Origin of the sequence: Mesorhizobium sp. WSM4307 (assembly GCF_007003945.1) — a bacterium.
Lineage (GTDB): Bacteria > Pseudomonadota > Alphaproteobacteria > Rhizobiales > Rhizobiaceae > Mesorhizobium.
This window is the reverse complement of the sequence record NZ_VFTB01000011.1, coordinates 39,500-62,350: the sequence shown is the minus strand read 5'-3', so window position 1 is coordinate 62,350 and position 22,851 is coordinate 39,500. Positions and strand designations below refer to the sequence as shown.

Genomic DNA, 22,851 nt, shown 5'->3' with positions numbered 1-22,851 from the left:
TCAGGCTGCGAGCAGCAGGGTGTTCGGTATGTTCGCGGCGACAGGCTTTGCGCGCCCGTCCAATCCAAGCGAAAGCCGGCAGCCGGCGCCCGCCGTGGCGACGGCGGGCATCGCTTTCCCTGCAAAACCGTCATGGACGATGCGCAGATGCGTGCCGCCGGAAACGGTGCGGGCGAGTGTGAAGGTAACGACACTGTCGAGCGGATCCCCGGCGTCGCCCGGCTGCTCTCGCCAGGAATAGCGCAGCAGGCGCTCCGGCTCGGCGTCGAGGATTTCGCATTCGATGGCAGCTTCGGTCCCGGCGAAGGCAAAACGATTGCCGATTTCCGGCCTGATGTCGTTCGGCATCATCCATGCGGCGAGCAATTCCGGCACTGTCAGCGCCCGCCACACTTTTTCCGGCGGTTCGGCAAGGTCGTATTCGAACTCGAGCACATCCGGGGAGGCTTTGCCCTGGGTCTTGGCGTTCATCGATCCCAAATCCTTCATTGATCCATGTCCTTCAAAACCGTCTTGAGCCTTTCGATGCGCTCCGGCCAGAAGGTCCGGTAGCGTTCGATCCAGGAGAGCAAGGGGGCGAGCCCCTGCGGATCGGCACGATAGTAGGCGTTGCGTCCGGCCCGCCGCTCGACCACGAGGCCGGCGCCGCGCAGCACCGCCAGATGCTGCGACACCGCCGGCTGCGACACCGTCAGGCCGCTGCGCAATTCGGACACGCTCATTTCAGCTGCGGCGAGGCGCTCGAAGACGGCGCGGCGGGTCGGGTCAGCCAAAGCGCGGAAAATCTCTGCTTCGATCATGACAAAAGCATAAGTCGATACTTATTGATTTGGCAAGCGCTGTTTTGAAACCCATATGTCAGGCTCAGGCACTGTTGCCATTCCTTGACAATCAGCGGCAGTGCATATAGGAACGAAAAGGGAACAAAAACCTTGTGGGAAAAGCCAGCCTTAGCAGGCGGCTGACGTCCGCAGCCTGTAAGGTGCTGCGACAAAAATTTGTTTCGGATGAGCGCGGAGAAAAATCATGGCGGGTAGCGTCAATAAGGTCATTCTGGTCGGCAATCTCGGCGCGGACCCTGAAATCCGCCGCCTGAACTCTGGCGAGCCGGTCGTCAACATCCGTATCGCCACGTCGGAAAGCTGGCGCGACAAGAATTCCGGCGAGCGCAAGGAAAAGACCGAGTGGCACAATGTCGTCATCTTCAATGAGGGCATCGCCAAGGTTGCCGAGCAGTATCTGAAGAAGGGCATGAAGGTCTATGTCGAGGGCCAGCTGCAGACGCGCAAATGGCAGGACCAGACCGGCGCCGACAAGTACACGACGGAAGTCGTGCTGCAGCGATTCCGCGGCGAACTGCAGATGCTCGACGGGCGCCAGGGTGAGGGCGGGCAGGTCGGCGGTTATTCCGGCGGCGGCAGCAGCCGCGGTTCCGATTTCGGCCAGTCCAGCCCGAACGAAAGCTTCAACCGTGGCGGCGGCGCCCCCAGGGGCGGCGGTGGCGGCGGTTCGTCGCGCGAACTGGACGACGAGATCCCGTTCTGATCGAAAGCAACATCAGACGGCTGATGTCGCGTGATCGATGCCCCGAGGGTCCTGCATGGACTTTCGGGGTTTTGCATTGTTGATTTGGCCTGACAGCAGGCGCGGCCAAAGGACTGAAAGGACAAAGCGGTGAAGGCACGGATAAAATGGATCGAAGAGCGCACCTTCGTCGGCGAGTCCGGCAGCGGCCACAAGCTGGTGCTGGGAACGGCACCCGGCCCTGAAGGCAAGACGCCAGGCCCGAGCCCGATGGAACTGGTGCTGATCGGCACCGGCGGCTGCTCGGCCTATGATGTCGTGCATATACTGGAAAAGGGTCGCGAGGCGGTTGAGGACTGCGTCGTCGAACTCGACGCCGATCGCGCCGAGACCGACCCAAAGGTGTTCACCCGCATCCACATGCATTTCATCGTCAAGGGCCGCGCGCTGTCGCCCGACAAGGTTCAGCGGGCGATCAATCTTTCGATCGAAAAATACTGCTCGGCCTCCGCCATGATGGCCAAGACGGCCACGATCACGCATGATTTCGAAGTCATCGACATCACCGCAAAGTAGGGCAGTGGGGCAGTAGAGACTGCCGTTCACCCCGCCATCAGCGCCTTGATGCCGTCGGCCACGAATTGCACGGCCAGTGCGGCCAGGATGACGCCGAGCAGGCGGGTCAGGATCGAGCGGCCGGTCTGGCCGAGGATGCGGTCGATGCGTTCCGACAGCACGAACACCAGATAGGTGATGGCGAGGCAGACGAGGATGATGCCGACAAGTGCTGCCTGCGCGGCAAAGCCCTGAAACGAGCCGGAGAGCAGCACCGTCGCCGAAATCGCGCCGGGGCCGGCGATCAGCGGGATCGCCAGCGGGAAGGCGGCGATGTTGTGGATCATGTCCTTGGTGATGGCGACGTCGCCGATCTTCTCCTTGCGGTCCTGTCGCCGCTCGAAGACCATCTCGAAGGCGATGAAGAACAGCAGGAAACCGCCGGCGACGCGGAAGGCCGGCAGCGTGATGCCGAACACCGACAGGATCGAGGCGCCGGCCACCGCGAACAGCGCCATCACCAGGAAGCCGATGACCGAGGCGCGGACCGACACCTGCTGGCGCTCCTCGCGGTTCATGCCGCGCGTCACGGCGAGGAACAGTGGCGCCAGGCCGGGCGGATCGATGGTCACGAGAATGGTGACGAAGGCATTGAACAGGCTGTCGAAACTCGGCATCGCTGACCCTCCCGCCGGGCCGAGCCCGTACCATGCCATTGGTAGAGCAAAGCCTGGTCGGTGGAAACTGTCAGGACCGCGAAACCACGGCTCTCGACGGGTCAGCCGGCAGCGCCGCAATAGGCCTCGAGGCGATAACCATCCGGGTCGATAACAAAGGCGGCGTAATAATTGTCGCCGTAGTCGGCGCGCGGGCCCGGCGCGCCATTGTCGCTGCCGTCTTCGCGCAAGGCAGCGGCATGGAAGGCATCGACGCTGTCGCGTGTCGGCGCGGCGAAGCAGAAATGCAGGCCTGATTTTTCGTTCGCCGGAACCGGCCGCGCTGCCTCGTTGACCCATAGCGCGACGCTTTCGGCGCCATAGCCGAGCGAACCCGGTGACTGGCTGAGGCAGGTGTAGCCGAGCGGCTTCAGCGCTGCGTCATAGAAGCGCTTGGAGGTGTTGGCGTCGCGAACACCGATCGAGATATGATCGAACATCGTTTTCTCCATTGTTACAAAGTGTTGCTGGTTCAGGCTGTTGCGACGCGCCGCGCCAGGAACTCAACCTCCAGCCGCCATGTCGCGCCATTGTCGTGCGAGCGCTCGCCGCGCCAGCGGAAGGAATTTTCGGTGATCCGCGAAAAGCTCCAGCGCACCGAGGAACCGGTGCCGTCGGCGCCGACCTGCACGATCGCGTCGCCCTCGGCCCGGCCGAGCTGGCGGCTGAAATACTGATTGCGCGGATCGCTCCAGAAAATGTGCCAGGCGTCCGCGCCGGGATCATAGACCCGCAGCGTCGTGCCGTAGAACGTCCACTTGCCCAGGGAAGGCTGGGAACCGGTGTTCCGCGCGGGCAGGATCCAGACGTCCTGGATGGCGCGGCCTTCGAGCACCCAGCCGAAATGCACCTCGCCACGTCCGGTCAGCACGGTGCCATCCTCGAGGTGGCGTGAGGCATCGAAAGTCCAGGCGCCGACGAAGCGGCCATAAAGGTTCAGTTCTTCGGCGAGCCCGTCGATTGGTCCGGGACTGTGCAGGGCTTCGGCAAAGGGGTCGAACATGGCTGCGGCCTCTTTCTGTCAGGAGACCGGGAGGAATAGGCGCTGACGGGGTTCTGGGCTTGGGAAAAATTGCTATATTTCGGCCATGACAGCGACGACCCGCACTCTCGCATCCGGACCCGGCTGGCACGTGGCGGATGTGATCTGCACGGCCGGCGCGGGCGACCGGCCGTTCGAGGAAGCCCATCAGGATTTCTGTGTTGCAGCGGTCACCGGCGGCACGTTCCGCTACCGCGCGCAGCAAGGCACCGCCATGCTGGCGCCAGGCGCGCTGCTGCTCGGCAATTCCGGCACATGCTATGAATGCGGACACGAACACGGCAGCGGCGACCGCTGTCTCTCGTTCCATTTCAAGCCTGCCTACATGGAACGGATTGTCGCCGGTTTGCCGGGCGCGAGCACGCTTGCCTTCGATGCGCCGCGCCTGCCGCCCTTGCCGGCCTTGGCGCCGCTGCTGGCCGAGGCGGAAGCCGCGCGGGAGACGGGCGACAGCGAGGCATTCGAGGAACTCGGTGTGCGCATCGCTGCTGCGGCTGTGGCCACGATTTCCGGCGCTACGTCCATCAGGCGCGGACCAAGCCGTCGCGATCAGAAACGGGTGGCCGAAGCCGTGCGGCGGATCGAACTGGATGCCGACGGGCCGGTTTCGCTGTCTGCGCTGGCGGAAGAGACGGCGACCAGCCCGTATCATTTCCTGCGTATTTTCCGGCAGGTTGCCGGCATGACGCCCTACCAGTTCCTGCTCAAGATCCGTCTGCACCGAGCGGCATTGCGGCTGTGCCTGTCCACCGACGCGATCTCGGCGATCGCCTTCGACGCCGGCTTCAACGACCTGTCGACGTTCAATCGCCGGTTTCGACGCATCATGGGCAAGACGCCAAGCGATTATCGAGCCCGCCAAACAGCATCGCGCCTCGGCCGAAGCAGGCTCAATCCGAGGTCGGGCCGCACCAGCCCGGCAGATAGTCCGCGTCCTTGCCCTTGGCCAGGCTAAGTGCCTCTTTCATCGCCTTGTCGAAGTTCTTCGCAACCGCGTTGCGATCGATGCGCCGACGAAGGAAATCCGCCCAGATGAATTCGCTGAACGGCGTCGTGTCCTTGGCAAAGCCGCCCATCCGGCGCAGTTCGCCCGCCATGCTCCGGTAAGGATCGTCGATCAGCTCGCCGATTGTCTTCGGAATGGCCGAGTAATCGCGGCGCCGGCCGCTCTCATCGAACGGGTGCATCCAGCCTCTGTTATCGAGCACGAAAAGAAACGTGTCCTTGTCGAGCGCGGACAGGTCGCTGATCACGGCCACAAGCACGTCCTTGACGCCTTCCTCGAGCAGGGCGCGGGCGAGGTGATGGTGATCGGTGACGTAGCTGCGATTTTTGGGACCCAATACGACCGGCACCATGTGTTTGCCGAGAAAAGCGCCGGTCTTCTTCTTGGCGTCCTGCTCCCGGATCATCTGGCGCTTCAACGCAACTTCTCTCATGCCGACCGTTATCTGCGTCGGCCTCAGTTCCTCGACGGGAACCGGCGTCACAATGGGTTCTCGCGGGTCGATCATGACACTCCATCCTGTCCTTGCTGCTGCTGTTTTCCCGGACCAAGTGATTTGATCGCCGCGTCGACGCTGTGGAATATGCGCTGCGTGCCGACCATTTCAGCAATGCCGAACCGCGCCAGCGCCGCCTGGGCGCGCAGCGATTCCAGCCGCGCTATGGCAAAGACCGCGCCCGCCTTGCGGCAATGAAGGATGGTGTCAATCAGGGCCTGCGCGGCGGTGTAGTCGATCTCGACGATGTTGCTGGCCTCCAGCACGACCAGTTTCACGGTTTCGTCCCTGGCATCGACAAGGTCGCAAACGCCGCGCTTGAAGCGATCGGCATTGACGAAGGACAGTGGCGCCTGGAAGGCCGCGACCAGCACGCCCGGGAGTTGTTCGCCAGCGCTGGGCTTGGCCGGAGGCCACCAGACGGACGTGCCCGGCACCTGTTCGAGTTCGATCGGCTCCGTGCGCGTCGCGCTCCATATGCCATGCAGCAGCGACAGGCCGATGCCCACCGCCACGCCGGTTGCGATCGGCAACACCACGATTGCCGCCATGGTGACCAGGATCAACACGAATTCGACCGGCGCCTGCCGATAGACGCTGGCGAACACCTTCCAGCGCAATATGTGCTGGGCAACGAACATCAGGACGCCGGCAAGGGCGGCCTGCGGAACATTGGCGAGCAGACCGCCGCCAAAGGCACCGAGCGCCAGCACGATGGCCGCGGCAATGAGGCCGGACAGTTGCGAGCGGCCACCCGACTGGGAGACGATGGCCGTGCGCGGCGGGCTGGCATTGACGGCAAAGGCGCCGAACAGGCCCGACAAAATGCCGCCGGCGCCGACGCCGATGAAATCGCGGTTGACGTCGGGTGCGTCGTCCTGCTGCGAGGCAAAGGACCGCGAGGTGGCGGCCGTCTGCACCATGACGACAATGGCGATCAGCAGCGCCAGTGGCACCAGCGCCTGGATATCGTCGAGGCTGGCCTCCGGCAGGTCGGCTCGCGGCAGGCCGTTTGGCAAGGCGCCTAGCACCTCGACGCCGCGATCCCCGAGGCCGAAGACGACGACCGCGAGCGTGGCAAGCACCATGCCGATCAAGGCGCCGGGGATGCGGGCGCTGATCCGTTCCGAACAGAACACGATGGCGAACACGCCGAGGCCGAGCCCTAGGCTCCAGGGATTGGTGAGATGGAGATTGCCGCCGATCTCGCCGACACGCCGCAACGTTTCTCCACTCTCGGCCGGCAGGCCAAGCAGCCCGGGCATCTGCGAGACGATGATATGGACGGCGATGCCCGCCAGAAACCCTGTGGTGACCGGCACGGACAGGAGATCGGCGATCCAGCCGAGGCGAAAGACGCCGCTCAAGGTTACGATCAGCCCGACCATCAACGCCAGCATGGCTGCCAGTGCCAGATAATGCGGCGAGCCGGATGTGGCGAGCAGCGCCAGGCTGCCGGCGAACAGCGGCGTGATGGTCGAATCCGCGCCAACCGAGAGGTGACGATTGGCGCCGAACAGGGCAAACGCCACCGAACCGGCGACAAAAGCGAAAAAACCAATCTCGGGAGCAAAACCTCCGAGCCGGGCCGTTGCCATCTGCTCGGGAATGGCGATCGCGGCCAATGTCAGGCCGGCGATCAGATCACCATTGAGATCCCGGAACTGCCAGCCGCTCAGCGCCTGCAAAGGCAGCCGCCGGCGCCAATTCATGGCGCTTGCGGCTTTCGCTTGGGAAAGTTGGTCCATTGCCGGCTTTTGCCTTGTGGCGGCGAAAAGCGTCATGGCCATATCGTCGCAATCAGCGGTATCCTTTTGAAATTACCACCAAAAATGACACTGGAAAAGTGCCGCGAACATTGGAGTTTCGGCCTTGCTTCCTATATAAGCGGTCAGTGATTCCTGATTAGATTGTGATCCGATTTGACCGACCAAAAGACACCGCGCGGCGCCGACGGCGGCCCCACCGGCATCGAGCCGATCTCCATCATCGAGGAGATGCAGAGCTCCTATCTTTCTTACGCCATGAGCGTGATCGTCAGCCGTGCGCTGCCGGATGTGCGTGACGGCCTGAAGCCCGTGCATCGCCGCATTCTCTATGCGGCACATGAGAGCGGCTACCACTGGAACCGCAAATATGTGAAGTCGGCCCGCCCGGTCGCCGACGTGATGGGTAAATACCATCCGCATGGCGACGCCTCGATCTATGACGCCTTGGTGCGCATGGCGCAGGACTGGTCGCTGCGCGTGCCGCTGATCGACGGGCAGGGCAATTTCGGCTCGATCGACGGCGACCCGCCGGCGGCGATGCGCTACACCGAATCGCGGCTAACCAAGGTCGCGCATGAGCTGCTGGAGGACATCGACAAGGACACCGTCGATTTCCAGGAGACTTATGATGCCTCGGACACCGAACCGAAGGTTCTGCCGGCGCGCTTTCCCAATCTGCTGGTCAACGGCTCCGGCGGCATCGCCGTCGGCATGGCCACCAACATCCCGCCGCACAATCTGGGCGAAGTCTGCAACGGTGCCATCGCCATCATCGACAATCCGGCGATCGACCTGCCGGCGCTGATGGAGATCATTCCTGGGCCCGATTTCCCGACCGGCGGCATCGTGCTTGGCCGCTCCGGCATCTACAGCGCCTATTCGACGGGCCGTGGCTCGATCGTCATGCGCGGCAAGGTCAACATCGAACAGCGCGGCAATGACCGTGAATCGATCATCATCACCGAGGTTCCCTACCAGGTGAACAAGGCCTCGATGATCGAGAAGATGGCCGAGCTGGTGCGCGACAAGCGCATCGAAGGCATTTCCGACATCCGCGATGAAAGCGACCGCCAGGGTTATCGCGTCGTCATCGAGCTGAAGCGCGACGCCGTCGCCGACGTCATCCTCAACCAGCTTTACCGCTTCACGCCGCTGCAGACCTCGTTCGGCGCCAATATGGTGGCGCTGAATGGCGGCAAGCCAGAACTGCTGACGCTGACCGACATGCTGAAGGCGTTCGTCTCCTTCCGCGAAGAGGTCATCACAAGACGGACGAAATTCTTGCTGCGCAAGGCGCGCGACCGCGCCCATGTGTTGGTCGGCCTTGCCATCGCCGTCGCCAATATCGACGAGGTCATCAAGCTGATCCGCACCGCGCCGGATCCGCAGACGGCGCGCGAGCAGTTGATGGAACGGCGTTGGCCCGCGGGTGATGTCGAGTCGCTGATCCTTTTGATCGACGATCCGCGCCATCGCATCAACGAGGACGGCACCTACAATCTGTCCGAGGAACAGGCCCGCGCCATCCTCGAACTGCGCCTGCAGCGGCTGACCGCGCTCGGCCGCGACGAGATCGCCGACGAGTTGAACACGATCGGCGCCGAAATCGTTGATTATCTGGACATTTTGTCGTCCCGGGCGCGTGTCCAGCAGATCGTCAAGGACGAGCTTGCGGCCGTGCGCGACGAGTTCGGCACGCCACGCCGCACCGAACTCACCGACGGCGGCGCGGACATGGAAGACGAGGACCTGATCCAGCGCGAGGACATGGTCGTGACGGTGAGCCATTCCGGCTACATCAAGCGCGTGCCGCTTTCGCTCTACCGGGCGCAGCGCCGCGGCGGCAAGGGCCGCTCGGGCATGTCGACCAAGGAAGAGGATTTCGTCACCCGGCTGTTCGTGGCCAACACGCACACGCCGGTGCTGTTCTTCTCTTCACGCGGCATCGTCTACAAGGAAAAGGTCTGGCGGCTGCCGATCGGCAACCCGCAGTCACGCGGCAAGGCACTGATCAACATGCTGCCGCTCGAGCAGGGCGAGCGCATCACCACCATCATGCCGCTGCCCGAGGACGAGACCAGCTGGGGCGAACTCGACGTGATGTTCGCCACCACGCGCGGCACCGTGCGCCGCAACAAGCTGTCCGATTTCGTCCAGGTCAACCGCAACGGCAAGATTGCCATGAAGCTGGAGGAGGAGGGCGACGAGATACTCGGCGTCGAAACCTGCACCGACAATGACGACGTGCTTTTGACCGCCAGTTCCGGCCAGTGCATCCGCTTCTCCGTCGGCGACGTGCGCGTCTTCCAGAGCCGCAACTCGGTCGGCGTGCGCGGCATCACCATGGCCGAGACAGACCGCATCATCTCGATGTCGGTGATCGAGAATGTGGACGCGTCGCCGGCAGAGCGTGCCGCATACCTCAAGCGCGCAGCGGCCGAGCGCCGCCTTGCCGCGGGCGCCAGCGGCGAGGAGGAAGAGATTGCGCTGACCAATGAGGAGATCGGCGAGGAGGCCGAGCTTTCAGACGAACGCTATGAGTTCCTCAAGGCGCATGAGCAGTATGTGCTGACGGTGACCGAATATGGCTACGGCAAGCGTTCGTCGTCCTACGATTTCCGCCTGACTGGCCGCGGCGGCAAGGGCATCCGCGCCACCGACGTGTCGAAGACGGCTGAAATCGGCCGGCTGGTGGCGACCTTCCCGGTCGGCAACGATGATCAGATCATGCTGGTGTCGGATGGCGGCACGGTTATCCGGGTGCCGGTCAATGGCATCCGTTTCGCCAGCCGCGCCACCAAGGGCGTGACCATCTTCAATACCGCCGAGGGTGAGAAGGTGGTTTCGGTCGAGCGGATTTCCGAACCGCAATCGGACGAGGAAAGCGAAGAGATCATCGAGGGCGGCGCTGGATCTGCTCCAGAGGCTGATGCCGGTCCGGACAGCGGCGAGTAAATCCTGGCCCTGCTTTTGACATAGCAACGCCGGCCCAACGGCCGGCGCGGCAGCAAGTCCAGACGGCTTAGTAGTGACGATACGGCTTGCGGGGGCCGAAACCTTCGAAGCGCTTGGTGGTTGCCTTGACGCGAATGCGTTGCGCCTCCTGATGCAGCCCGAATACGGTGGCGATCAGCATGGCGACTGTCATTGCGGTGGCGAGCATGTAGATCAGCATTTGCGTGTTCTCCTGCGCCTTACAACGGATAGATGGGATTTTGGTTTCATCTTATTAAGGTGCAACCTAGTGAACGCTGCGTGAAGGCTTCGTGATCAGCGTGTTCATCTGTCGTTCATGTGCCGGAAAAGGTTCATGGGCTCGCGCGCCGATCGGATTTGCCTTTGCGAGAGAGGCTCGCTAGAAGCACCTGCCATGACTGAACGCATCGCCCTTTACGCCGGCTCCTTCGACCCGCTGACCAACGGCCATCTCGATGTGCTGAAAGCGTCGCTGGCGGTGGCCGACATCGTCTATGCCGCGATCGGCATTCATCCGGGCAAGAAGCCGTTGTTTTCCTTCGAGGAGCGGGTGCAGCTCATCGAAACCGCCACGAAGGCCGAATTCGGCCGCGATGGCGCTCGCATCAAAGTCGTTGCCTTCGACGGGCTGGTGATCGATGCCGCCAGGAAGCAGGGCGCCTCGATCATGATCCGCGGCCTGCGCGACGGCACCGATCTCGATTACGAAATGCAGATGGCCGGCATGAACGAAACCATGGCGCCCGAGCTGCAGACGGTTTTTCTGCCCGCCAGCCCGTCCGTGCGCACCATTACCGCCACACTTGTGCGCCAGATAGCCTCGATGGGCGGCGACATCCGCGCCTTCGTGCCGGCGGCTGTTGCTGGCGCGCTCACCGCAAAATTCGCGAAATAAGCCCGGAGAAAATCCTCATGCAGCTCAAAAGGCTCGCCTCGTTCCTCGTCGTGCTTGCCGGTCTTGTGACCGCCTCGGTCTCGGCCTATGCCGCCGATCCCGAAAACACCATGATCATCACGCTGAAGGACGGCGACGTGACCATCGCGTTGCGGCCCGATCTGGCGCCCAAGCATGTCGCGCAGATCAAGAAGCTCGTGCGTGACCATGCCTATGACAATGTCGCTTTCCACCGCGTCATCGACGGCTTCATGGCGCAGACCGGCGACGTCAAGTTCGGCAACATGAAGAAGGGATTCAACTCCCAGGCCGTCGGCACCGGCGGTTCGGACCTGCCTGACCTGCCGGCCGAATTCTCGCAGACCGAGCACTATAAGCGCGGCGTGGTCGGCATGGCCCGCTCGCAAGATCCGAACTCCGCCAATTCGCAATTCTTCATCATGTTCGCGCCGGCGCCGCCGCTCGACGGCCAGTACACCATCGTCGGCAATGTCGTCGGCGGCATGGAGCTGGTGGACCACATCAAGAAGGGTGACGAGGCGGACAATGGTACGGTCTCCGACCCCGACCGGATGATCAAGGTGCGCATCGCCGCCGACAAGTAATTTCTGTTTTCTCAAAAGGATATCTGACATGGCCGAAATCAAGGACCGCGAGAACGCGCTCATCATGGAAACGACCAAGGGTAAGGTCGTGATCGAACTTTTCCCCGATCTGGCCCCCGGCCATGTCGCCCGCATCAAGGAACTGGCAAGGGAAGGCGCCTATGACGGCGTGGTCTTCCACCGCGTCATCGACGGCTTCATGGCGCAGACCGGCGACGTGAAGTTCGGCAATTCCTCGAAACCCACCTTCGCGCCGTCGCGCGCGGGCATGGGCGGCTCGGACAAGCCGGACCTTAAGGCTGAGTTCTCCAACGCCAACCATGGCCGCGGCACCTGCTCGATGGCCCGTTCACAAAATCCGAACTCGGCCAATTCGCAGTTCTTCATCTGCTTCGACGATGCCGCCTTCCTCAACCGCCAGTACACGGTCTGGGGTCAGGTCATCGAAGGCATGGACAATGTCGACAAGATCAAGCGCGGCGAACCGGTGGTCGATCCCGACAAGATCGTGACGTTGAAGGTCGCGGCCGACGTCAAGTAAGGCGAAACGACAATGATGGGCGTCGTCTGGTCGCTTCTCGGCATCCTGTCCGGCGCCTTCATTGCCATTCAGGCACCGATCAATTCGCAGCTTGCGCGCGGCCTGGGTCTCCCGGTCGCGGCGGCAGCGTTTTCGTTCCTGTCGGGCGCCATCGTGCTCGGCATCATCGCGGCCACCGTGGTGAAGCTGCAAGGCATTTCGCTCGAATGGAAGGCGCCGGCACCCTGGCTTTTCGTCGCCGGCGGCATGCTCGGCGGCTTCTATGTCACGCTCTCCACAATCCTGACGCCGCGCATCGGCGCGGCCGCCCTGATGGCGTTCCTGGTGGCCGGCCAGCTGCTCGCCGGCATGCTCATCGACCGCATCGGCTTCCTCGGTGTCGCGGTGCGTGAAATCTCGCTCGGCCGCGTCGCCGGCGCGGTGCTGCTGCTGGTCGGAGCGCTGCTAGTCCGGCTCTACTGATGCGCGTCGATCTCTTCGACTTCGACCTGCCGGAGGAGCGGATCGCGCTTCGCCCGGCGGAGCCGCGCGACAGCGCCAAGATGCTGGTGGTCAAACCGGGCGAGGCGCTCGGCGACCGCACAGTCGGCGACCTGCCATCCCTGCTCAGGGCCGGCGACGTGCTGGTGTTCAACGACACCAAGGTCATTCCGGCGCAGCTCAAAGGCATAAGGCGCCGCGGCGAAGCCCAGGCGCAGGTCGAGGCCACGCTGCATATGCGCGTGGCGCCGGATCGCTGGCTCGCCTTCATGCGGCCAGGCAAGCGCATTGCCGCCGGCGACCGCATCCATTTCGGCCATGACGGCAATTCCTGCTTCCTCGGCCAACTCGATGCCACGGTGATAGAGAAGGGCGAGGGCGGCGAAGCCTTGCTTGGCTTCGACCTGTCGGGGCCGTTCCTCGACGAGGCGCTGCACGCCGTCGGCCACATTCCGCTGCCGCCCTATATCGCTTCCAAACGCGACGACGACGAACGCGACCGGGCCGACTACCAGACAATCTATGCTCGGGAGGAAGGCGCTGTTGCGGCGCCCACGGCGGGCCTGCATTTCACACCGGAGCTGTTTGCGGCTCTTGACGCCAAAGGGGTCGAGCGCCACTTCGTCACTCTCCACGTTGGTGCGGGCACGTTCCTGCCGGTCAAGGCAGACGACACCGCCGACCACAAGATGCATGCCGAGATCGGCTCAGTCAGCGCGGCAACCGCCGATGCGCTGAACGCGGCCAAGGCAAGAGGCGGGCGCATCGTCGCCGTCGGCACGACCTCGCTGCGCCTGCTGGAGAGCGCGGCGCGTGAAGACGGGACGGTGCCTGCGTGGTCCGGGCCGACGGATATCTTCATCACGCCCGGCTACCGCTTTCGCACCGCGGACATGCTGATGACCAATTTCCATCTGCCGCGCTCGACGCTGTTCATGCTGGTTTCGGCCTTCAGCGGCCTCGACACGATGCGCGCGGCCTATGCCCATGCGATTGCCAACCGCTACAGGTTCTACTCCTATGGTGACGCAAGCCTGCTTTATCGAGCGGAGACGAGCGATGGATGATGACCTGCAAACCCTCGGTCGCGATGCCCTGATCGCCGAGGTGAAGAAACTGCGCGCCGGCATTCGCGCTCATCGCGACACGTCAGGCCATGATCTCTGCTGGCATCACCCCGATCTGTGGAATCTGCTGCCGGAAAAGACCGAGCCGTCGATCGCGGTGCCGCCCTGGCCCAAATTCATGCGCGGCTGCATCCAATACCGCCAGTCGCTCGACAGACAGGCGCCTGACGCGCCGATCCACGACAAGGAATTCAATGGCTAAGCCGTTCAGCTTCAAGGTCCTTGCCACCGACGGCAAGGCGCGGCGCGGTGTCATCGACATGCCGCGCGGCGAAATCCGCACGCCTGCCTTCATGCCGGTCGGCACCGGCGGCACCGTCAAGACCATGTATATGGACCAGGTGCGCGGCGTCGGCGCCGACATCATCCTGGGCAACACCTATCACCTGATGCTGCGGCCCGGCGCCGAGCGTGTCGCGCGGCTTGGCGGATTGCATGAATTCGCGCGCTGGCCGCATCCGATCCTGACCGACAGCGGCGGCTTCCAGGTGATGTCGTTGTCGAAGCTCAGGAAACTGACCGAAAAGGGCGTCACGTTCCGCTCGCATATCGATGGCGCGCCCTATGAAATGTCGCCGGAGCGTTCGATCGAGATCCAGGGCCTGCTCGATTCCGACATCCAGATGCAGCTCGACGAATGCACGGCGCTGCCGGCCGACCTGAAGGAGATCGAGCGCGCCATGGAACTGTCGCTGCGCTGGGCCGAGCGCTGCAAGACGGCGTTCGGCGACCAACCGGGCAAGGCGATGTTCGGCATAGTGCAGGGCGGCGACAATGCGGCACTTCGGGCGCGCTCGGCGCAGGCGCTGAGCGCGATGGAGCTGAAGGGTTATGCGGTTGGCGGCCTGGCGGTCGGCGAGCCGCAAGCGGTGATGCTAGAAATGCTCGACATCACCTGTCCCGAACTGCCCGCGGACAAGCCACGCTATCTCATGGGTGTCGGCACGCCAGACGATATCCTGAAATCGGTGGCGCGCGGCATCGATATGTTCGACTGCGTGATGCCGACGCGGGCCGGCCGGCACGGCCTGGCCTACACCAGGCGAGGCAAGGTCAATCTGCGCAACGCCCGCCATGCCGACGATCCGCGCCCGCTGGACGAGGAAAGCGATTGTCCCGCGGCGCGCGATTATTCGCGCGCCTATCTGCATCATCTGGTGCGCTCGCAGGAGGCACTGGGCGCCATGCTGCTGACCTGGAACAACCTGTCCTACTATCAGAAGCTGATGCAGGACATTCGCGCCGCGATCGAGACCGGCAGCTTCGAAGCGCGTGGGGCCGAGATCACAGAGGGTTGGGCGAGGGGCGATATTCCCGTCCTGTAGAGCATGATCCCGAAAAGTGGAGACCGGTTTTCGGAAAAGATAATGCTCGAACAAGAAAGTCCTCACGTGCTCAGCGAGTTGGATGCGCGCAGGCTGCAGCCGGTGATCTGGAACGTGCCGTCGGGTTGCTGCTGCAGCGTATAGACCGCCTCATAATCCTTGCCGTCGGGGCCGACGATCAGCACCTGCTGGATAATCGAGCCCGGACCCGTCTGCTCGACCTTGCCGAAGGCATAGGACTGTGGCCTGCGCACCGGCGGGTAGCCATTGGTCACCATGTTCATGAAGGCGTCGACGGTCGGGAACACCTGCTTCACATTCGGGGCGGCGAAGCTGTAGGCCTTGGCGCCGTCATCGGCCAGCAACGCCTTCAACTGACCGTCGATGACGACCTGGCCTGCCTTGATTTCGGCATCGCCGGCAAAGGCCGAGGATGTGAAGAGGAATGGAATGACTGCGAATGCGAAAAAAGCGCGGCGCATGGCCTGTCTCCGTTGTCCCTCGGAATGGTCCCTCAAAAATAATGTCCGATGACGCACGATAACATACGCTCGGCGGTGCATCCCGGTTTCACCGATTGCGAATATTCGCCACCGGAATGTCCTGCCGGTTGCCGGGCCACGCGAGGCCGTGGCCAGGGTCCGTGCCGGCCAAGTGCGGATTCCAGTGCTTGAAAGGCCGCCTCCAGTCTGCCAGAAGGGCCGCTTGGACTTGGACGTTTAGCGGGACGAAGCCATGAAGGCGTTTTTCGTGCAGATCAAATGCGAGTTGGGCAAATCCTATGAGGTTGCCAGCGCGCTTGCCGATGCCGAGATCGCTTCGGAAATCTATTCCACCGCCGGCAATTACGACCTGCTCGCCAAATTCTATGTCGATGACGAGGAAGATGTCGGCCATTTCGTCAACGAGAAGGTGCAGATTCTCCCCGGCATCAAGGACACGTTCACGGTCGTCACCTTCCGCGCCTTCTAACCGGGAAGGCATTTGCCCGGGCACGAGGCAAAGCCTGATCAAGGTCGTATTTCGACTGCCTCAATTTTAGGCAGCCGCAACATACTGATCGTCCGCATCTCCCAAATCACCGATTGCGCTTGATTTTCTTCGGCGACGCCAGTGAAATGGCGTCACAGGGGAGTATGCGATTGGCAGCGTTCGATGAAATGCTTCCGGAAGTTTCCGGATTGAGAAGACCGTATTCGGCTTATGATCGCTGGCTGAAGGAACAGGATCCAGCCAGACTTACCGAGAAGATGCAGGACGCCGAACGCGTCTTCCGCAAGACCGGCATCACCTTCGCCGTCTATGGCGAGCAGGAAGCCTCCGAGCGGCTGATCCCCTTCGACATCGTTCCGCGCATCATTTCAGGCAATGAGTGGCGGCGCCTGACGCAAGGCATCGAGCAGCGCGTGCAGGCGCTGAACGCCTTCCTCGACGACATTTACCATCGCCAGGAGATCCTGCGTGCAGGCCGCGTTCCCAGGGACCTGATCGCCAAGAACGAGGCGTTCCTGCCGGAGATGATCGGGGTGCGGCCGCCGGCCGGCGTCTACACCCACATCATCGGCGTCGATATCGTGCGCATCAGCGAGGACGAGTTCTACGTGCTGGAGGACAATGCGCGCACCCCGTCCGGTGTCTCCTACATGCTGGAGAACCGCGAGACGATGATGCAGCTGTTCCCCGAGCTGTTCCAGAAGATCAAGGTGCGGCCGGTGGAGAACTACCCGCAGCTGCTGCGCCAGTCGCTGGCGGCGGTTCGGCCGCAAAGCACCAAGGGCGCGCCGACCATCGCCGTGCTGACGCCCGGCAGCTTCAATTCCGCCTATTTCGAACACGCCTTCCTTGCCGACCAGATGGGCGTGCAACTGGTTGAGGGCCAGGATCTGCGCGTCGTCGACGGCCATGTGGCGATGCGCACGACCGAAGGCTACAAGCAGATCGACGTGCTCTACCGCCGTGTCGACGATTCCTTCCTGGACCCGCTGACCTTCCGACCGGATTCGGCCCTCGGCATACCCGGCATCATGGATGTCTATCGCGCCGGCAACATCACCATCGCCAACGCGCCGGGAACCGGTATCGCCGACGACAAGGCGATCTATTCCTACATGCCCGAGATCGTCGAATTCTATACCGGCCGCAAGGCGATCCTCGGCAACATCCCGACCTGGCGCTGTTCGGAGCCGGACAGCCTGAAATATGTGCTCGAGCACATCCACGAACTGGTGATCAAGGAAGTGCACGGCTCCGGCGGCTACGGCATGCTGGTCGGACCGGCGGCGACCAAGAAAGAGTGCGAAGCCTTCGCCAAGAAACTGGCGGCGAAGCCTTCCAACTATATCGCCCAACCGACGCTGGCGCTGTCGACCTGCCCGATCCTGACCGACAAGGGACTGGCGCCGCGCCACGTCGACCTCAGGCCTTACGTTCTGGTTTCCGACCGCATCCAGATCGTGCCCGGCGGCCTGACGCGCGTGGCGTTGAAGGAAGGCTCTCTGGTCGTGAACTCGTCGCAGGGCGGCGGAACGAAAGATACCTGGGTGTTGGATGATTGAGACGAGATGAGTGAGTAGGGAATAGTCGGTAGTGAGTAGTCAGCAGTAGAGGAGAAGCGCATGCCATATTCCATTGAAATTCAATTGTTTACTACTGACTACTCACTATTCCCTACTCACTAGCCCAAAGGGCCTTCCTATGCTTCTCGGCCGCACCGCCAACGGGCTCTACTGGATGAACCGCTATATCGAGCGGGCCGAAAACATGGCGCGGCTGGTCGATGCCGGCCTGCGCATGGCGCTGACCCGCACGCAAAGCGCGTCGGAGGAATGGAATTCGGTGCTGCTCAGCGCCGGCTCCGACGTGGCCTTCAAGCAGAAGTATTCGGACTATACGGCCGCCGATGTCGCTGATTTCCTTTTGCGCGACACCTCGAACCCGTCGAGCACCATGTCGTCGATCGAGACGGCCCGCAACAATGCCCGCATGGTGCGCACCGCGCTGACGCGCGAGACCTGGGAAAGCATCAACGAAGCCTGGATGTCGCTGAAGCGGATGCTGGCGAGGCCAATCGACGAGCGCGACCTGCCAAACGTCCTCGACGCCATCAAGCGCGAGACGGCGCTGATCCGCGGCTCGTTCTACGGCACCATGCTGCGCAACGAGATTTTCGACTTCTCGCAGCTCGGCACCTATGTCGAGCGCGCCGACAACACGGCGCGCATCCTCGACGTGAAATATTACGTGCTGCTGCCGTCGATCTCCTGGGTTGGTTCGACGCTCGACAACTATCAATGGGAATCGATCCTGCGCTCGGTGTCGGCGCACCGCTCCTACCGTTGGGTCTATGATGCGGACTACAAGCCGACCAACATCGCCGACTACCTGATCCTCAACGTCCGCATGCCGCGTTCATTGACCTTCTGCTACCGCTTCCTGTCCGAACATCTGAAGTTCCTGAGCGACGATTACGGCGAGCGCCACGCCTGCCACGCGACGGCGGAAAAAACGCAAGCCATGCTGAGGGCCGGGTCGATCAAGGATATATTCGACGCGGGTCTGCACGAGTTCCTCGCCGGGTTCATTCGCGACAACACCCGGCTCGGCGACGAGATCGCGCAGGATTACCGGTTTTATTGAGGACCTCATGCGGCTCAAGATCACCCACCGGACCGAATACCGCTACGACGCGCCGGTGCAATATCTGCTGCAGCGGCTGCGGCTGCTTCCGGTCAGCGGACAGACACAGACGGTGCTGTCCTGGGCGCTGAAGGTCGAAGGCGCGCGCGAGGAAGTGCGGTTTACCGATCACTACGGCAACGACACAAGGCTGTTGAGTGTCGAGGGTGACCGAGATTTCATCACGGTCGAGGCGTCCGGCGAGGTGGTGACGCGCGACACGTCAGGCGTTTGCGGGTCGCATCAGGGCTTTGCGCCGCTGTGGCTGTTCGCGCAGGAAACGCCCTTGACCACCATCGGCGGCGGCATCCGCAAGCTGGCCGAAGCGGTCGGCACGGGCACCGATATCGAACGGCTGCACCGGCTGATGGCCATGATCGGCGAGCGCGTCGCCTACACGCCCGGCACAACCAATGCGACCACACCGGCCGAAGCGGCGCTGGCGCTGAAGACCGGGGTTTGCCAGGACCATAGCCATATCTTTGCCGCCGCCGCGCGCGCCATGGGATTTCCGTCGCGCTACGTCTCCGGCTATCTGATGATGGATGCTGTCGAGCAGGCGGCAAGCCATGCCTGGGCTGAAGCGCATGTTCCGGGTCTCGGCTGGGTTGCCTTCGACCCAGCCAATGGTATTTCTCCCGACGAGCGTTATGTGAAGGTGGCGACCGGCCGCGACTACCGCGACGCCTCGCCGGTGTCGGGAATTCGACTGGGACAGGCGGAAGAACGGCTTGCGGTCACCGTCACGGTAGAGCAGTAATCCCGCAAGGATTAGTGCCAGAAGAGATTCCATGACCTATTGCGTCGGCCTGAAGATCGATCGCGGGCTCGTGTTCATGTCGGACACGCGCACCAATGCCGGCATGGATTCGATCTCGACCTTCAAGAAGATGCATGTCTGGGAACAGCCGGGTGAGCGCGTCATCGTCCTGATGTCGGCCGGCAATCTGGCGACGACGCAGGCCGTGGTCAGCCTGCTCGACGAACGCACCAAGGCGGTGACCGACCGCCACGAGAAATTGCTCGAGACACCATCCATGTACCAGACGGTGCGATTGGTGGGCGACACGGTGAAAGAAGTGATCGCGCAATCGTCTCCCGCCGGCGAGAAGGCCGATTCCTATTTCAACGCCTCCTTCATCCTCGGCGGGCAGATCTTGGGCAGTCCGCCGCGGCTGTTCATGATCTATCCCGAGGGCAATTTCATCGAATCGACCGACGACACGCCGTTCTTCCAGATCGGCGAGACCAAATACGGCAAGCCGATTATCATCCGCGCCTATGAGCGGACGATGAGCCTGGCCGAGACGGTGAAGCTGCTGCTGGTGTCGTTCGATTCGACACTCAAGTCCAACCTGTCGGTCGGCTTGCCGCTCGACCTGCTGTTCCTGGAGAAGGACGCCTTCAAGGTCGGCCTGAAGAAGCGGATTGCTCAGGACGACCAGTATTACCGCACCATCTCTGACGGCTGGTCGAATGCGCTGAAGAGCGCCTTTGCCAGCCTGCCGGATTTTCCGGGGTGATGCATGCCGCCCAAAAGTGGCCCCGGTTTTGGGCGAACGACATGCACAAGAACAAGGATCTAAAGCGCATCCGCTTGGATCCTATCAAGCGATGCGCTTTAGGGCGCTTGCCGTAGCGCCAGCGCTTGCATCTATTTCACATGTTAATTATTGATGGAATTTGAGAGCCGGGCGAGGAGTGCCGGCATTGCATTCGTGTCGGGAGGACAGGATGAACAATGACGAGTTCCGGCAGTGGTCGCGGCGCGCCGCCGACTGGGGCGCCGACTATCGCAATTCATTGCGCGAGCGGCCGGTGCGGCCGCTGGTCGAACCGGGTGACATTTTCAGGAGCATTGAGGCCTCGCCGCCGGAAGACGCTGAACCGATGGACAGGATCTTCGCCGACTTCGAAGAGAAGATCGTGCCGGGCATGACGCATTGGCAGCACCCGCGCTTCTTCGCCTATTTCCCGGCCAATGCGGCGCCGGTTTCGGTGGTGGCTGAGTATCTCGTCTCCGCAATGGCCGCGCAGTGCATGCTTTGGCAGACCTCGCCGGCGGCGACCGAACTTGAGACCCGCGCCGTCGACTGGATGCGCCAGGCACTTGGCCTTCCCGAGGGATTTTCCGGCGTCATCCAGGATTCGGCTTCGTCGGCGACACTCAATGCCGTGCTGACCATGCGCGAGCGGGCGCTGGATTGGCAAGGCAACAAAATGGGGTTGGCCGGGCAGGGCCAGTTGCGCATCTATTCCTCGGATCAGGTGCACACGTCGATCGACAGGGCGATCTGGGTGTCGGGCATCGGCGAGGACAATCTGGTGCGCATTCCGGTCTCCGGCCCCTTTCGCGCCATGGATACCGCCGCCCTGGAGGCGGCCATCGTGGCCGACCGGCAAGCCGGCCTGCTGCCGGCGGGCATCATCGCTTGCGTCGGCGGTACCAGCACCGGCGGCACGGACGACATTGCGGCGGTCGCCGAGGTCGCCAAGCGGCATGGACTGTATCTTCATGTCGATGCGGCCTGGGCCGGATCGGCGATGATCTGCCCCGAGTACAGGCACTTCTGGACCGGTGTCGAAGGTGCCGATTCGATCGTCTTCAATCCGCACAAATGGCTGGGCGCACAGTTCGACTGCTCGATCCAGTTCCTGCGCGACCCCGAAAGCCATGTCAGGACGCTGGCCATCAAGCCGGACTATCTGAAAACCCACGGTCATGACGGCATCATCAACTATTCCGAATGGTCGGTGCCGCTTGGCCGGCGCTTCCGAGCCCTGAAACTGTGGTTCCTGCTGCGCGCCCACGGGCTGGAAAACCTGCGCGCCATGATCCGCAACCATGTGAACTGGAGCGAGGGCCTTGCCGGGCGGCTGGCAAAGGAGTCGGATTTCGAGATCGTCAGCGAACCGATGCTGTCGCTGTTTTCGTTCCGGCACAGGGCGCCCTCAAGCGCCGATGCCGACGCGCACAATCTGCGGCTCGTCAATGCGATCAACGACGATGGCCGCATCTACCTGACGCAGACGAGGGTCGACGGGCAGGTGGCAATCCGCTTCCAGGTCGGCCAGTTCGAGGCGACCGCTAGCGATGTCGATGCGGCTTTTGCCGTCATCACCGAAATCGCGCGCGGCCTGGCCTGACAGGCCCATGTAGGATTGCGCTGGAGTTTGCCTTTGCAATCAGGTGATTTCCCTTAGCCGGCTTATGCCTTTTCATTGCTTTCGTTTTCGGCTATAGACAAGAAAAACGAAAACGGGAGGCCGCCCATGTATCTGTCGCCACGCCATGCCGAGATCATCCAGATGGCCAAGGACCATGGCCGCGTGCTGGTCGACGATCTGGCCACGCGTTTCAACGTGACGCCGCAGACCATTCGCAAGGATCTCAATGATCTCTGTGACCAGCGCCTGCTTTCCCGCATTCATGGCGGCGCATTGTTCCCGTCCGGTATCGAGAACATGGAGTATGAGGCGAGGCGCAAGATCGCTGCGGACGAGAAGGAAGCCATCGGCCGCGCGGCGGCAAGGTTGATCCCCGACAACGCCTCGCTGTTCATCAATATCGGCACCACGACGGAGGCGGTCAGCAAGGCGTTGCTCGACCATAACGGCCTGATGGTGATCACCAATAATATCAATGTTGCCAATAGGATGCGTATATATCCTTCGATCGAGGTGGTGATTGCCGGCGGGGTGGTGCGCGGGTCGGATGGCGGCGTCGTCGGCGAGGCAGCGGTCGATTTCATCAGGCAGTTCAAGGTCGACTACGCCGTTATCGGCGCCTCGGCCATCGACCATGACGGCGCCTTGCTCGACTTCGATTTTCGCGAGGTGAAGGTGGCGCAGGCGATCATTGCCAATGCCAGGCATGTGATTCTGGTCTCCGACCAGACCAAGTTCGAGCGCACGGCGCCGGTGCGCATCGGTCACCTGTCGCAGGTCAACACCTTCATCACCGACCGCTGCGACATCCCCTCGGTGCGCAAGATCTGCCAGGAGGCCGAGGTTCAGCTGATCGAGACGTCGCTGGGGTGAGGCCCTTTCCCAATCGTCTCACGGGTTTGTTATATATTTCGTTTGACATTCGTTATGAGTTCGAAATAATTCCGTCAC

General features: G+C 62.5%; 27 protein-coding genes. 18 read left to right on the top strand and 9 right to left on the bottom strand.

Annotation, left to right across the window (positions count from 1 at the left end; translation table 11 throughout):
- Together FJV83_RS25860 and FJV83_RS25855 are read right to left on the bottom strand one after the other, a co-directional pair.
- The gene (locus FJV83_RS25860) at positions 1-471 is read right to left on the bottom strand and encodes an SRPBCC domain-containing protein (protein ID WP_245318322.1); all 471 of its coding nucleotides are present in this window, start codon (positions 469-471) and stop codon (positions 1-3) included.
- A 14-nt stretch (positions 472-485) separates the two neighbouring features.
- Entirely contained in the window at positions 486-800 is a 315-nt protein-coding gene (locus FJV83_RS25855) for a metalloregulator ArsR/SmtB family transcription factor (RefSeq protein WP_010909628.1), read from the bottom strand.
- A gap of 226 nt (positions 801-1,026) precedes the next feature.
- On the opposite strand from FJV83_RS25855, the gene FJV83_RS25850 reads away from it, so the two are divergent.
- Together FJV83_RS25850 and FJV83_RS25845 are read left to right on the top strand one after the other, a co-directional pair.
- Complete coding sequence (locus tag FJV83_RS25850; protein WP_064985641.1) at positions 1,027-1,545, top strand: single-stranded DNA-binding protein; 519 nt, start codon at positions 1,027-1,029, stop codon at positions 1,543-1,545.
- Between the two features lie 129 nt (positions 1,546-1,674).
- Positions 1,675-2,100, top strand: a complete 426-nt coding sequence (locus FJV83_RS25845; RefSeq protein ID WP_142886234.1) for an OsmC family protein — start codon at positions 1,675-1,677, stop codon at positions 2,098-2,100.
- A 26-nt stretch (positions 2,101-2,126) separates the two neighbouring features.
- Here FJV83_RS25845 and FJV83_RS25840 read toward each other — a convergent pair whose 3' ends face one another.
- The 3 genes from FJV83_RS25840 to FJV83_RS25830 form a co-directional block, all read right to left on the bottom strand.
- On the bottom strand, positions 2,127-2,756 hold the full coding sequence (locus tag FJV83_RS25840; protein WP_095775385.1) for a MarC family protein: 630 nt from the start codon (positions 2,754-2,756) through the stop codon (positions 2,127-2,129).
- A 101-nt stretch (positions 2,757-2,857) separates the two neighbouring features.
- Positions 2,858-3,235, bottom strand: coding sequence for a VOC family protein (locus tag FJV83_RS25835; protein ID WP_095789741.1), 378 nt, complete (start codon positions 3,233-3,235; stop codon positions 2,858-2,860).
- A 32-nt stretch (positions 3,236-3,267) separates the two neighbouring features.
- Positions 3,268-3,798: a hypothetical protein gene (locus FJV83_RS25830; RefSeq protein WP_142876828.1), complete on the bottom strand. Its 531-nt coding sequence runs from the start codon at positions 3,796-3,798 to the stop codon at positions 3,268-3,270.
- 85 nt (positions 3,799-3,883) lie between these two features.
- Here FJV83_RS25830 and FJV83_RS25825 point away from each other — a divergent pair, with 85 nt between their 5' ends.
- Positions 3,884-4,792 carry an AraC family transcriptional regulator gene (locus FJV83_RS25825; RefSeq protein ID WP_246691923.1) on the top strand — a complete coding sequence of 303 codons (909 nt, stop codon included), beginning with the start codon at positions 3,884-3,886 and terminating at the stop codon, positions 4,790-4,792.
- Here FJV83_RS25825 and FJV83_RS25820 read toward each other — a convergent pair.
- Entirely contained in the window at positions 4,728-5,351 is a 624-nt protein-coding gene (locus FJV83_RS25820; protein WP_142886233.1) for a ParB-like protein, read from the bottom strand. The genes FJV83_RS25825 and FJV83_RS25820 overlap by 65 nt on opposite strands.
- On the bottom strand, positions 5,348-7,051 hold the full coding sequence (locus FJV83_RS25815) for a SulP family inorganic anion transporter (RefSeq protein WP_142886322.1): 1,704 nt from the start codon (positions 7,049-7,051) through the stop codon (positions 5,348-5,350). The genes FJV83_RS25820 and FJV83_RS25815 overlap by 4 nt, the downstream gene beginning before the upstream one ends.
- Before the next feature lie 210 nt (positions 7,052-7,261).
- Here FJV83_RS25815 and gyrA point away from each other — a divergent pair, with 210 nt between their 5' ends.
- Complete coding sequence (gene gyrA / locus FJV83_RS25810; protein WP_095775388.1) at positions 7,262-10,063, top strand: DNA gyrase subunit A; 2,802 nt, start codon at positions 7,262-7,264, stop codon at positions 10,061-10,063.
- A 67-nt stretch (positions 10,064-10,130) separates the two neighbouring features.
- Here the strand turns inward: gyrA and FJV83_RS25805 are convergent, their stop codons facing one another.
- Positions 10,131-10,283, bottom strand: coding sequence for a hypothetical protein (locus FJV83_RS25805; protein WP_019858284.1), 153 nt, complete (start codon positions 10,281-10,283; stop codon positions 10,131-10,133).
- Between the two features lie 195 nt (positions 10,284-10,478).
- Here FJV83_RS25805 and coaD point away from each other — a divergent pair, with 195 nt between their 5' ends.
- Genes coaD through tgt form a run of 7 tightly spaced genes read left to right on the top strand, consistent with a single transcriptional unit; the run spans position 10,479 to position 15,057 of the window.
- The gene (gene coaD, locus FJV83_RS25800; RefSeq protein WP_142876826.1) at positions 10,479-10,979 is read left to right on the top strand and encodes a pantetheine-phosphate adenylyltransferase; all 501 of its coding nucleotides are present in this window, start codon (positions 10,479-10,481) and stop codon (positions 10,977-10,979) included.
- 17 nt (positions 10,980-10,996) lie between these two features.
- Positions 10,997-11,584 carry a peptidylprolyl isomerase gene (locus FJV83_RS25795; protein WP_095789706.1) on the top strand — a complete coding sequence of 196 codons (588 nt, stop codon included), beginning with the start codon at positions 10,997-10,999 and terminating at the stop codon, positions 11,582-11,584.
- A gap of 28 nt (positions 11,585-11,612) precedes the next feature.
- Positions 11,613-12,125 (top strand): peptidylprolyl isomerase, encoded by a 513-nt coding sequence (locus FJV83_RS25790; RefSeq protein WP_095775391.1) that lies wholly within the window; start codon positions 11,613-11,615, stop codon positions 12,123-12,125.
- Positions 12,126-12,137: 12 nt separating this feature from the next.
- Positions 12,138-12,587 (top strand): DMT family transporter, encoded by a 450-nt coding sequence (locus FJV83_RS25785; RefSeq protein WP_095775392.1) that lies wholly within the window; start codon positions 12,138-12,140, stop codon positions 12,585-12,587.
- Complete coding sequence (gene queA, locus FJV83_RS25780; protein ID WP_142876825.1) at positions 12,587-13,672, top strand: tRNA preQ1(34) S-adenosylmethionine ribosyltransferase-isomerase QueA; 1,086 nt, start codon at positions 12,587-12,589, stop codon at positions 13,670-13,672. The genes FJV83_RS25785 and queA overlap by 1 nt, the downstream gene beginning before the upstream one ends.
- Positions 13,665-13,934, top strand: a complete 270-nt coding sequence (locus FJV83_RS25775; RefSeq protein WP_142886232.1) for a hypothetical protein — start codon at positions 13,665-13,667, stop codon at positions 13,932-13,934. Before queA ends, FJV83_RS25775 begins: the two co-directional genes overlap by 8 nt.
- The gene (gene tgt, locus FJV83_RS25770) at positions 13,927-15,057 is read left to right on the top strand and encodes a tRNA guanosine(34) transglycosylase Tgt (protein ID WP_142886231.1); all 1,131 of its coding nucleotides are present in this window, start codon (positions 13,927-13,929) and stop codon (positions 15,055-15,057) included. Before FJV83_RS25775 ends, tgt begins: the two co-directional genes overlap by 8 nt.
- A gap of 62 nt (positions 15,058-15,119) precedes the next feature.
- Here tgt and FJV83_RS25765 read toward each other — a convergent pair whose 3' ends face one another.
- Positions 15,120-15,539: a DUF4864 domain-containing protein gene (locus FJV83_RS25765; RefSeq protein WP_095775396.1), complete on the bottom strand. Its 420-nt coding sequence runs from the start codon at positions 15,537-15,539 to the stop codon at positions 15,120-15,122.
- Positions 15,540-15,792: 253 nt separating this feature from the next.
- Here FJV83_RS25765 and FJV83_RS25760 point away from each other — a divergent pair, with 253 nt between their 5' ends.
- From FJV83_RS25760 to FJV83_RS25730, 7 genes are all read left to right on the top strand, one after another.
- On the top strand, positions 15,793-16,029 hold the full coding sequence (locus FJV83_RS25760; protein ID WP_010909609.1) for an Lrp/AsnC family transcriptional regulator: 237 nt from the start codon (positions 15,793-15,795) through the stop codon (positions 16,027-16,029).
- Between the two features lie 170 nt (positions 16,030-16,199).
- Positions 16,200-17,612 (top strand): circularly permuted type 2 ATP-grasp protein, encoded by a 1,413-nt coding sequence (locus FJV83_RS25755; RefSeq protein WP_032933458.1) that lies wholly within the window; start codon positions 16,200-16,202, stop codon positions 17,610-17,612.
- Positions 17,613-17,751: 139 nt separating this feature from the next.
- On the top strand, positions 17,752-18,693 hold the full coding sequence (locus FJV83_RS25750; protein WP_095775397.1) for an alpha-E domain-containing protein: 942 nt from the start codon (positions 17,752-17,754) through the stop codon (positions 18,691-18,693).
- A 7-nt stretch (positions 18,694-18,700) separates the two neighbouring features.
- On the top strand, positions 18,701-19,492 hold the full coding sequence (locus FJV83_RS25745) for a transglutaminase family protein (protein WP_142876821.1): 792 nt from the start codon (positions 18,701-18,703) through the stop codon (positions 19,490-19,492).
- A 31-nt stretch (positions 19,493-19,523) separates the two neighbouring features.
- On the top strand, positions 19,524-20,255 hold the full coding sequence (locus FJV83_RS25740; RefSeq protein ID WP_010909605.1) for a peptidase: 732 nt from the start codon (positions 19,524-19,526) through the stop codon (positions 20,253-20,255).
- 211 nt (positions 20,256-20,466) lie between these two features.
- Positions 20,467-21,879, top strand: a complete 1,413-nt coding sequence (locus FJV83_RS25735) for an aspartate aminotransferase family protein (protein WP_142876820.1) — start codon at positions 20,467-20,469, stop codon at positions 21,877-21,879.
- A gap of 126 nt (positions 21,880-22,005) precedes the next feature.
- Complete coding sequence (locus tag FJV83_RS25730; protein ID WP_095775440.1) at positions 22,006-22,773, top strand: DeoR/GlpR family DNA-binding transcription regulator; 768 nt, start codon at positions 22,006-22,008, stop codon at positions 22,771-22,773.
- The last annotated feature ends 78 nt before the right edge of the window (positions 22,774-22,851 follow it).

Bases quoted from the DNA above. Each gene is read 5' to 3' on its own strand.
- FJV83_RS25740 (WP_010909605.1), top strand. From the start codon at position 19,524: ATGACCTATTGCGTCGGCCTGAAGATCGATCGCGGGCTCGTGTTCATG.
- queA (WP_142876825.1), top strand. From the start codon at position 12,587: ATGCGCGTCGATCTCTTCGACTTCGACCTGCCGGAGGAGCGGATCGCG.
- FJV83_RS25805 (WP_019858284.1), bottom strand. From the start codon at position 10,283: ATGCTGATCTACATGCTCGCCACCGCAATGACAGTCGCCATGCTGATC.
- FJV83_RS25795 (WP_095789706.1), top strand. From the start codon at position 10,997: ATGCAGCTCAAAAGGCTCGCCTCGTTCCTCGTCGTGCTTGCCGGTCTT.
- FJV83_RS25825 (WP_246691923.1), top strand. From the start codon at position 3,884: ATGACAGCGACGACCCGCACTCTCGCATCCGGACCCGGCTGGCACGTG.
- coaD (WP_142876826.1), top strand. From the start codon at position 10,479: ATGACTGAACGCATCGCCCTTTACGCCGGCTCCTTCGACCCGCTGACC.
- FJV83_RS25835 (WP_095789741.1), bottom strand. From the start codon at position 3,235: ATGTTCGATCATATCTCGATCGGTGTTCGCGACGCCAACACCTCCAAG.
- tgt (WP_142886231.1), top strand. From the start codon at position 13,927: ATGGCTAAGCCGTTCAGCTTCAAGGTCCTTGCCACCGACGGCAAGGCG.
- FJV83_RS25790 (WP_095775391.1), top strand. From the start codon at position 11,613: ATGGCCGAAATCAAGGACCGCGAGAACGCGCTCATCATGGAAACGACC.
- FJV83_RS25750 (WP_095775397.1), top strand. From the start codon at position 17,752: ATGCTTCTCGGCCGCACCGCCAACGGGCTCTACTGGATGAACCGCTAT.
- FJV83_RS25815 (WP_142886322.1), bottom strand. From the start codon at position 7,051: ATGAATTGGCGCCGGCGGCTGCCTTTGCAGGCGCTGAGCGGCTGGCAG.
- FJV83_RS25775 (WP_142886232.1), top strand. From the start codon at position 13,665: ATGGATGATGACCTGCAAACCCTCGGTCGCGATGCCCTGATCGCCGAG.
- FJV83_RS25735 (WP_142876820.1), top strand. From the start codon at position 20,467: ATGAACAATGACGAGTTCCGGCAGTGGTCGCGGCGCGCCGCCGACTGG.
- FJV83_RS25820 (WP_142886233.1), bottom strand. From the start codon at position 5,351: ATGATCGACCCGCGAGAACCCATTGTGACGCCGGTTCCCGTCGAGGAA.
- FJV83_RS25855 (WP_010909628.1), bottom strand. From the start codon at position 800: ATGATCGAAGCAGAGATTTTCCGCGCTTTGGCTGACCCGACCCGCCGC.
- FJV83_RS25830 (WP_142876828.1), bottom strand. From the start codon at position 3,798: ATGTTCGACCCCTTTGCCGAAGCCCTGCACAGTCCCGGACCAATCGAC.
- FJV83_RS25850 (WP_064985641.1), top strand. From the start codon at position 1,027: ATGGCGGGTAGCGTCAATAAGGTCATTCTGGTCGGCAATCTCGGCGCG.
- FJV83_RS25785 (WP_095775392.1), top strand. From the start codon at position 12,138: ATGATGGGCGTCGTCTGGTCGCTTCTCGGCATCCTGTCCGGCGCCTTC.
- FJV83_RS25730 (WP_095775440.1), top strand. From the start codon at position 22,006: ATGTATCTGTCGCCACGCCATGCCGAGATCATCCAGATGGCCAAGGAC.
- FJV83_RS25765 (WP_095775396.1), bottom strand. From the start codon at position 15,539: ATGCGCCGCGCTTTTTTCGCATTCGCAGTCATTCCATTCCTCTTCACA.
- FJV83_RS25860 (WP_245318322.1), bottom strand. From the start codon at position 471: ATGAACGCCAAGACCCAGGGCAAAGCCTCCCCGGATGTGCTCGAGTTC.
- FJV83_RS25745 (WP_142876821.1), top strand. From the start codon at position 18,701: ATGCGGCTCAAGATCACCCACCGGACCGAATACCGCTACGACGCGCCG.
- FJV83_RS25760 (WP_010909609.1), top strand. From the start codon at position 15,793: ATGAAGGCGTTTTTCGTGCAGATCAAATGCGAGTTGGGCAAATCCTAT.
- FJV83_RS25840 (WP_095775385.1), bottom strand. From the start codon at position 2,756: ATGCCGAGTTTCGACAGCCTGTTCAATGCCTTCGTCACCATTCTCGTG.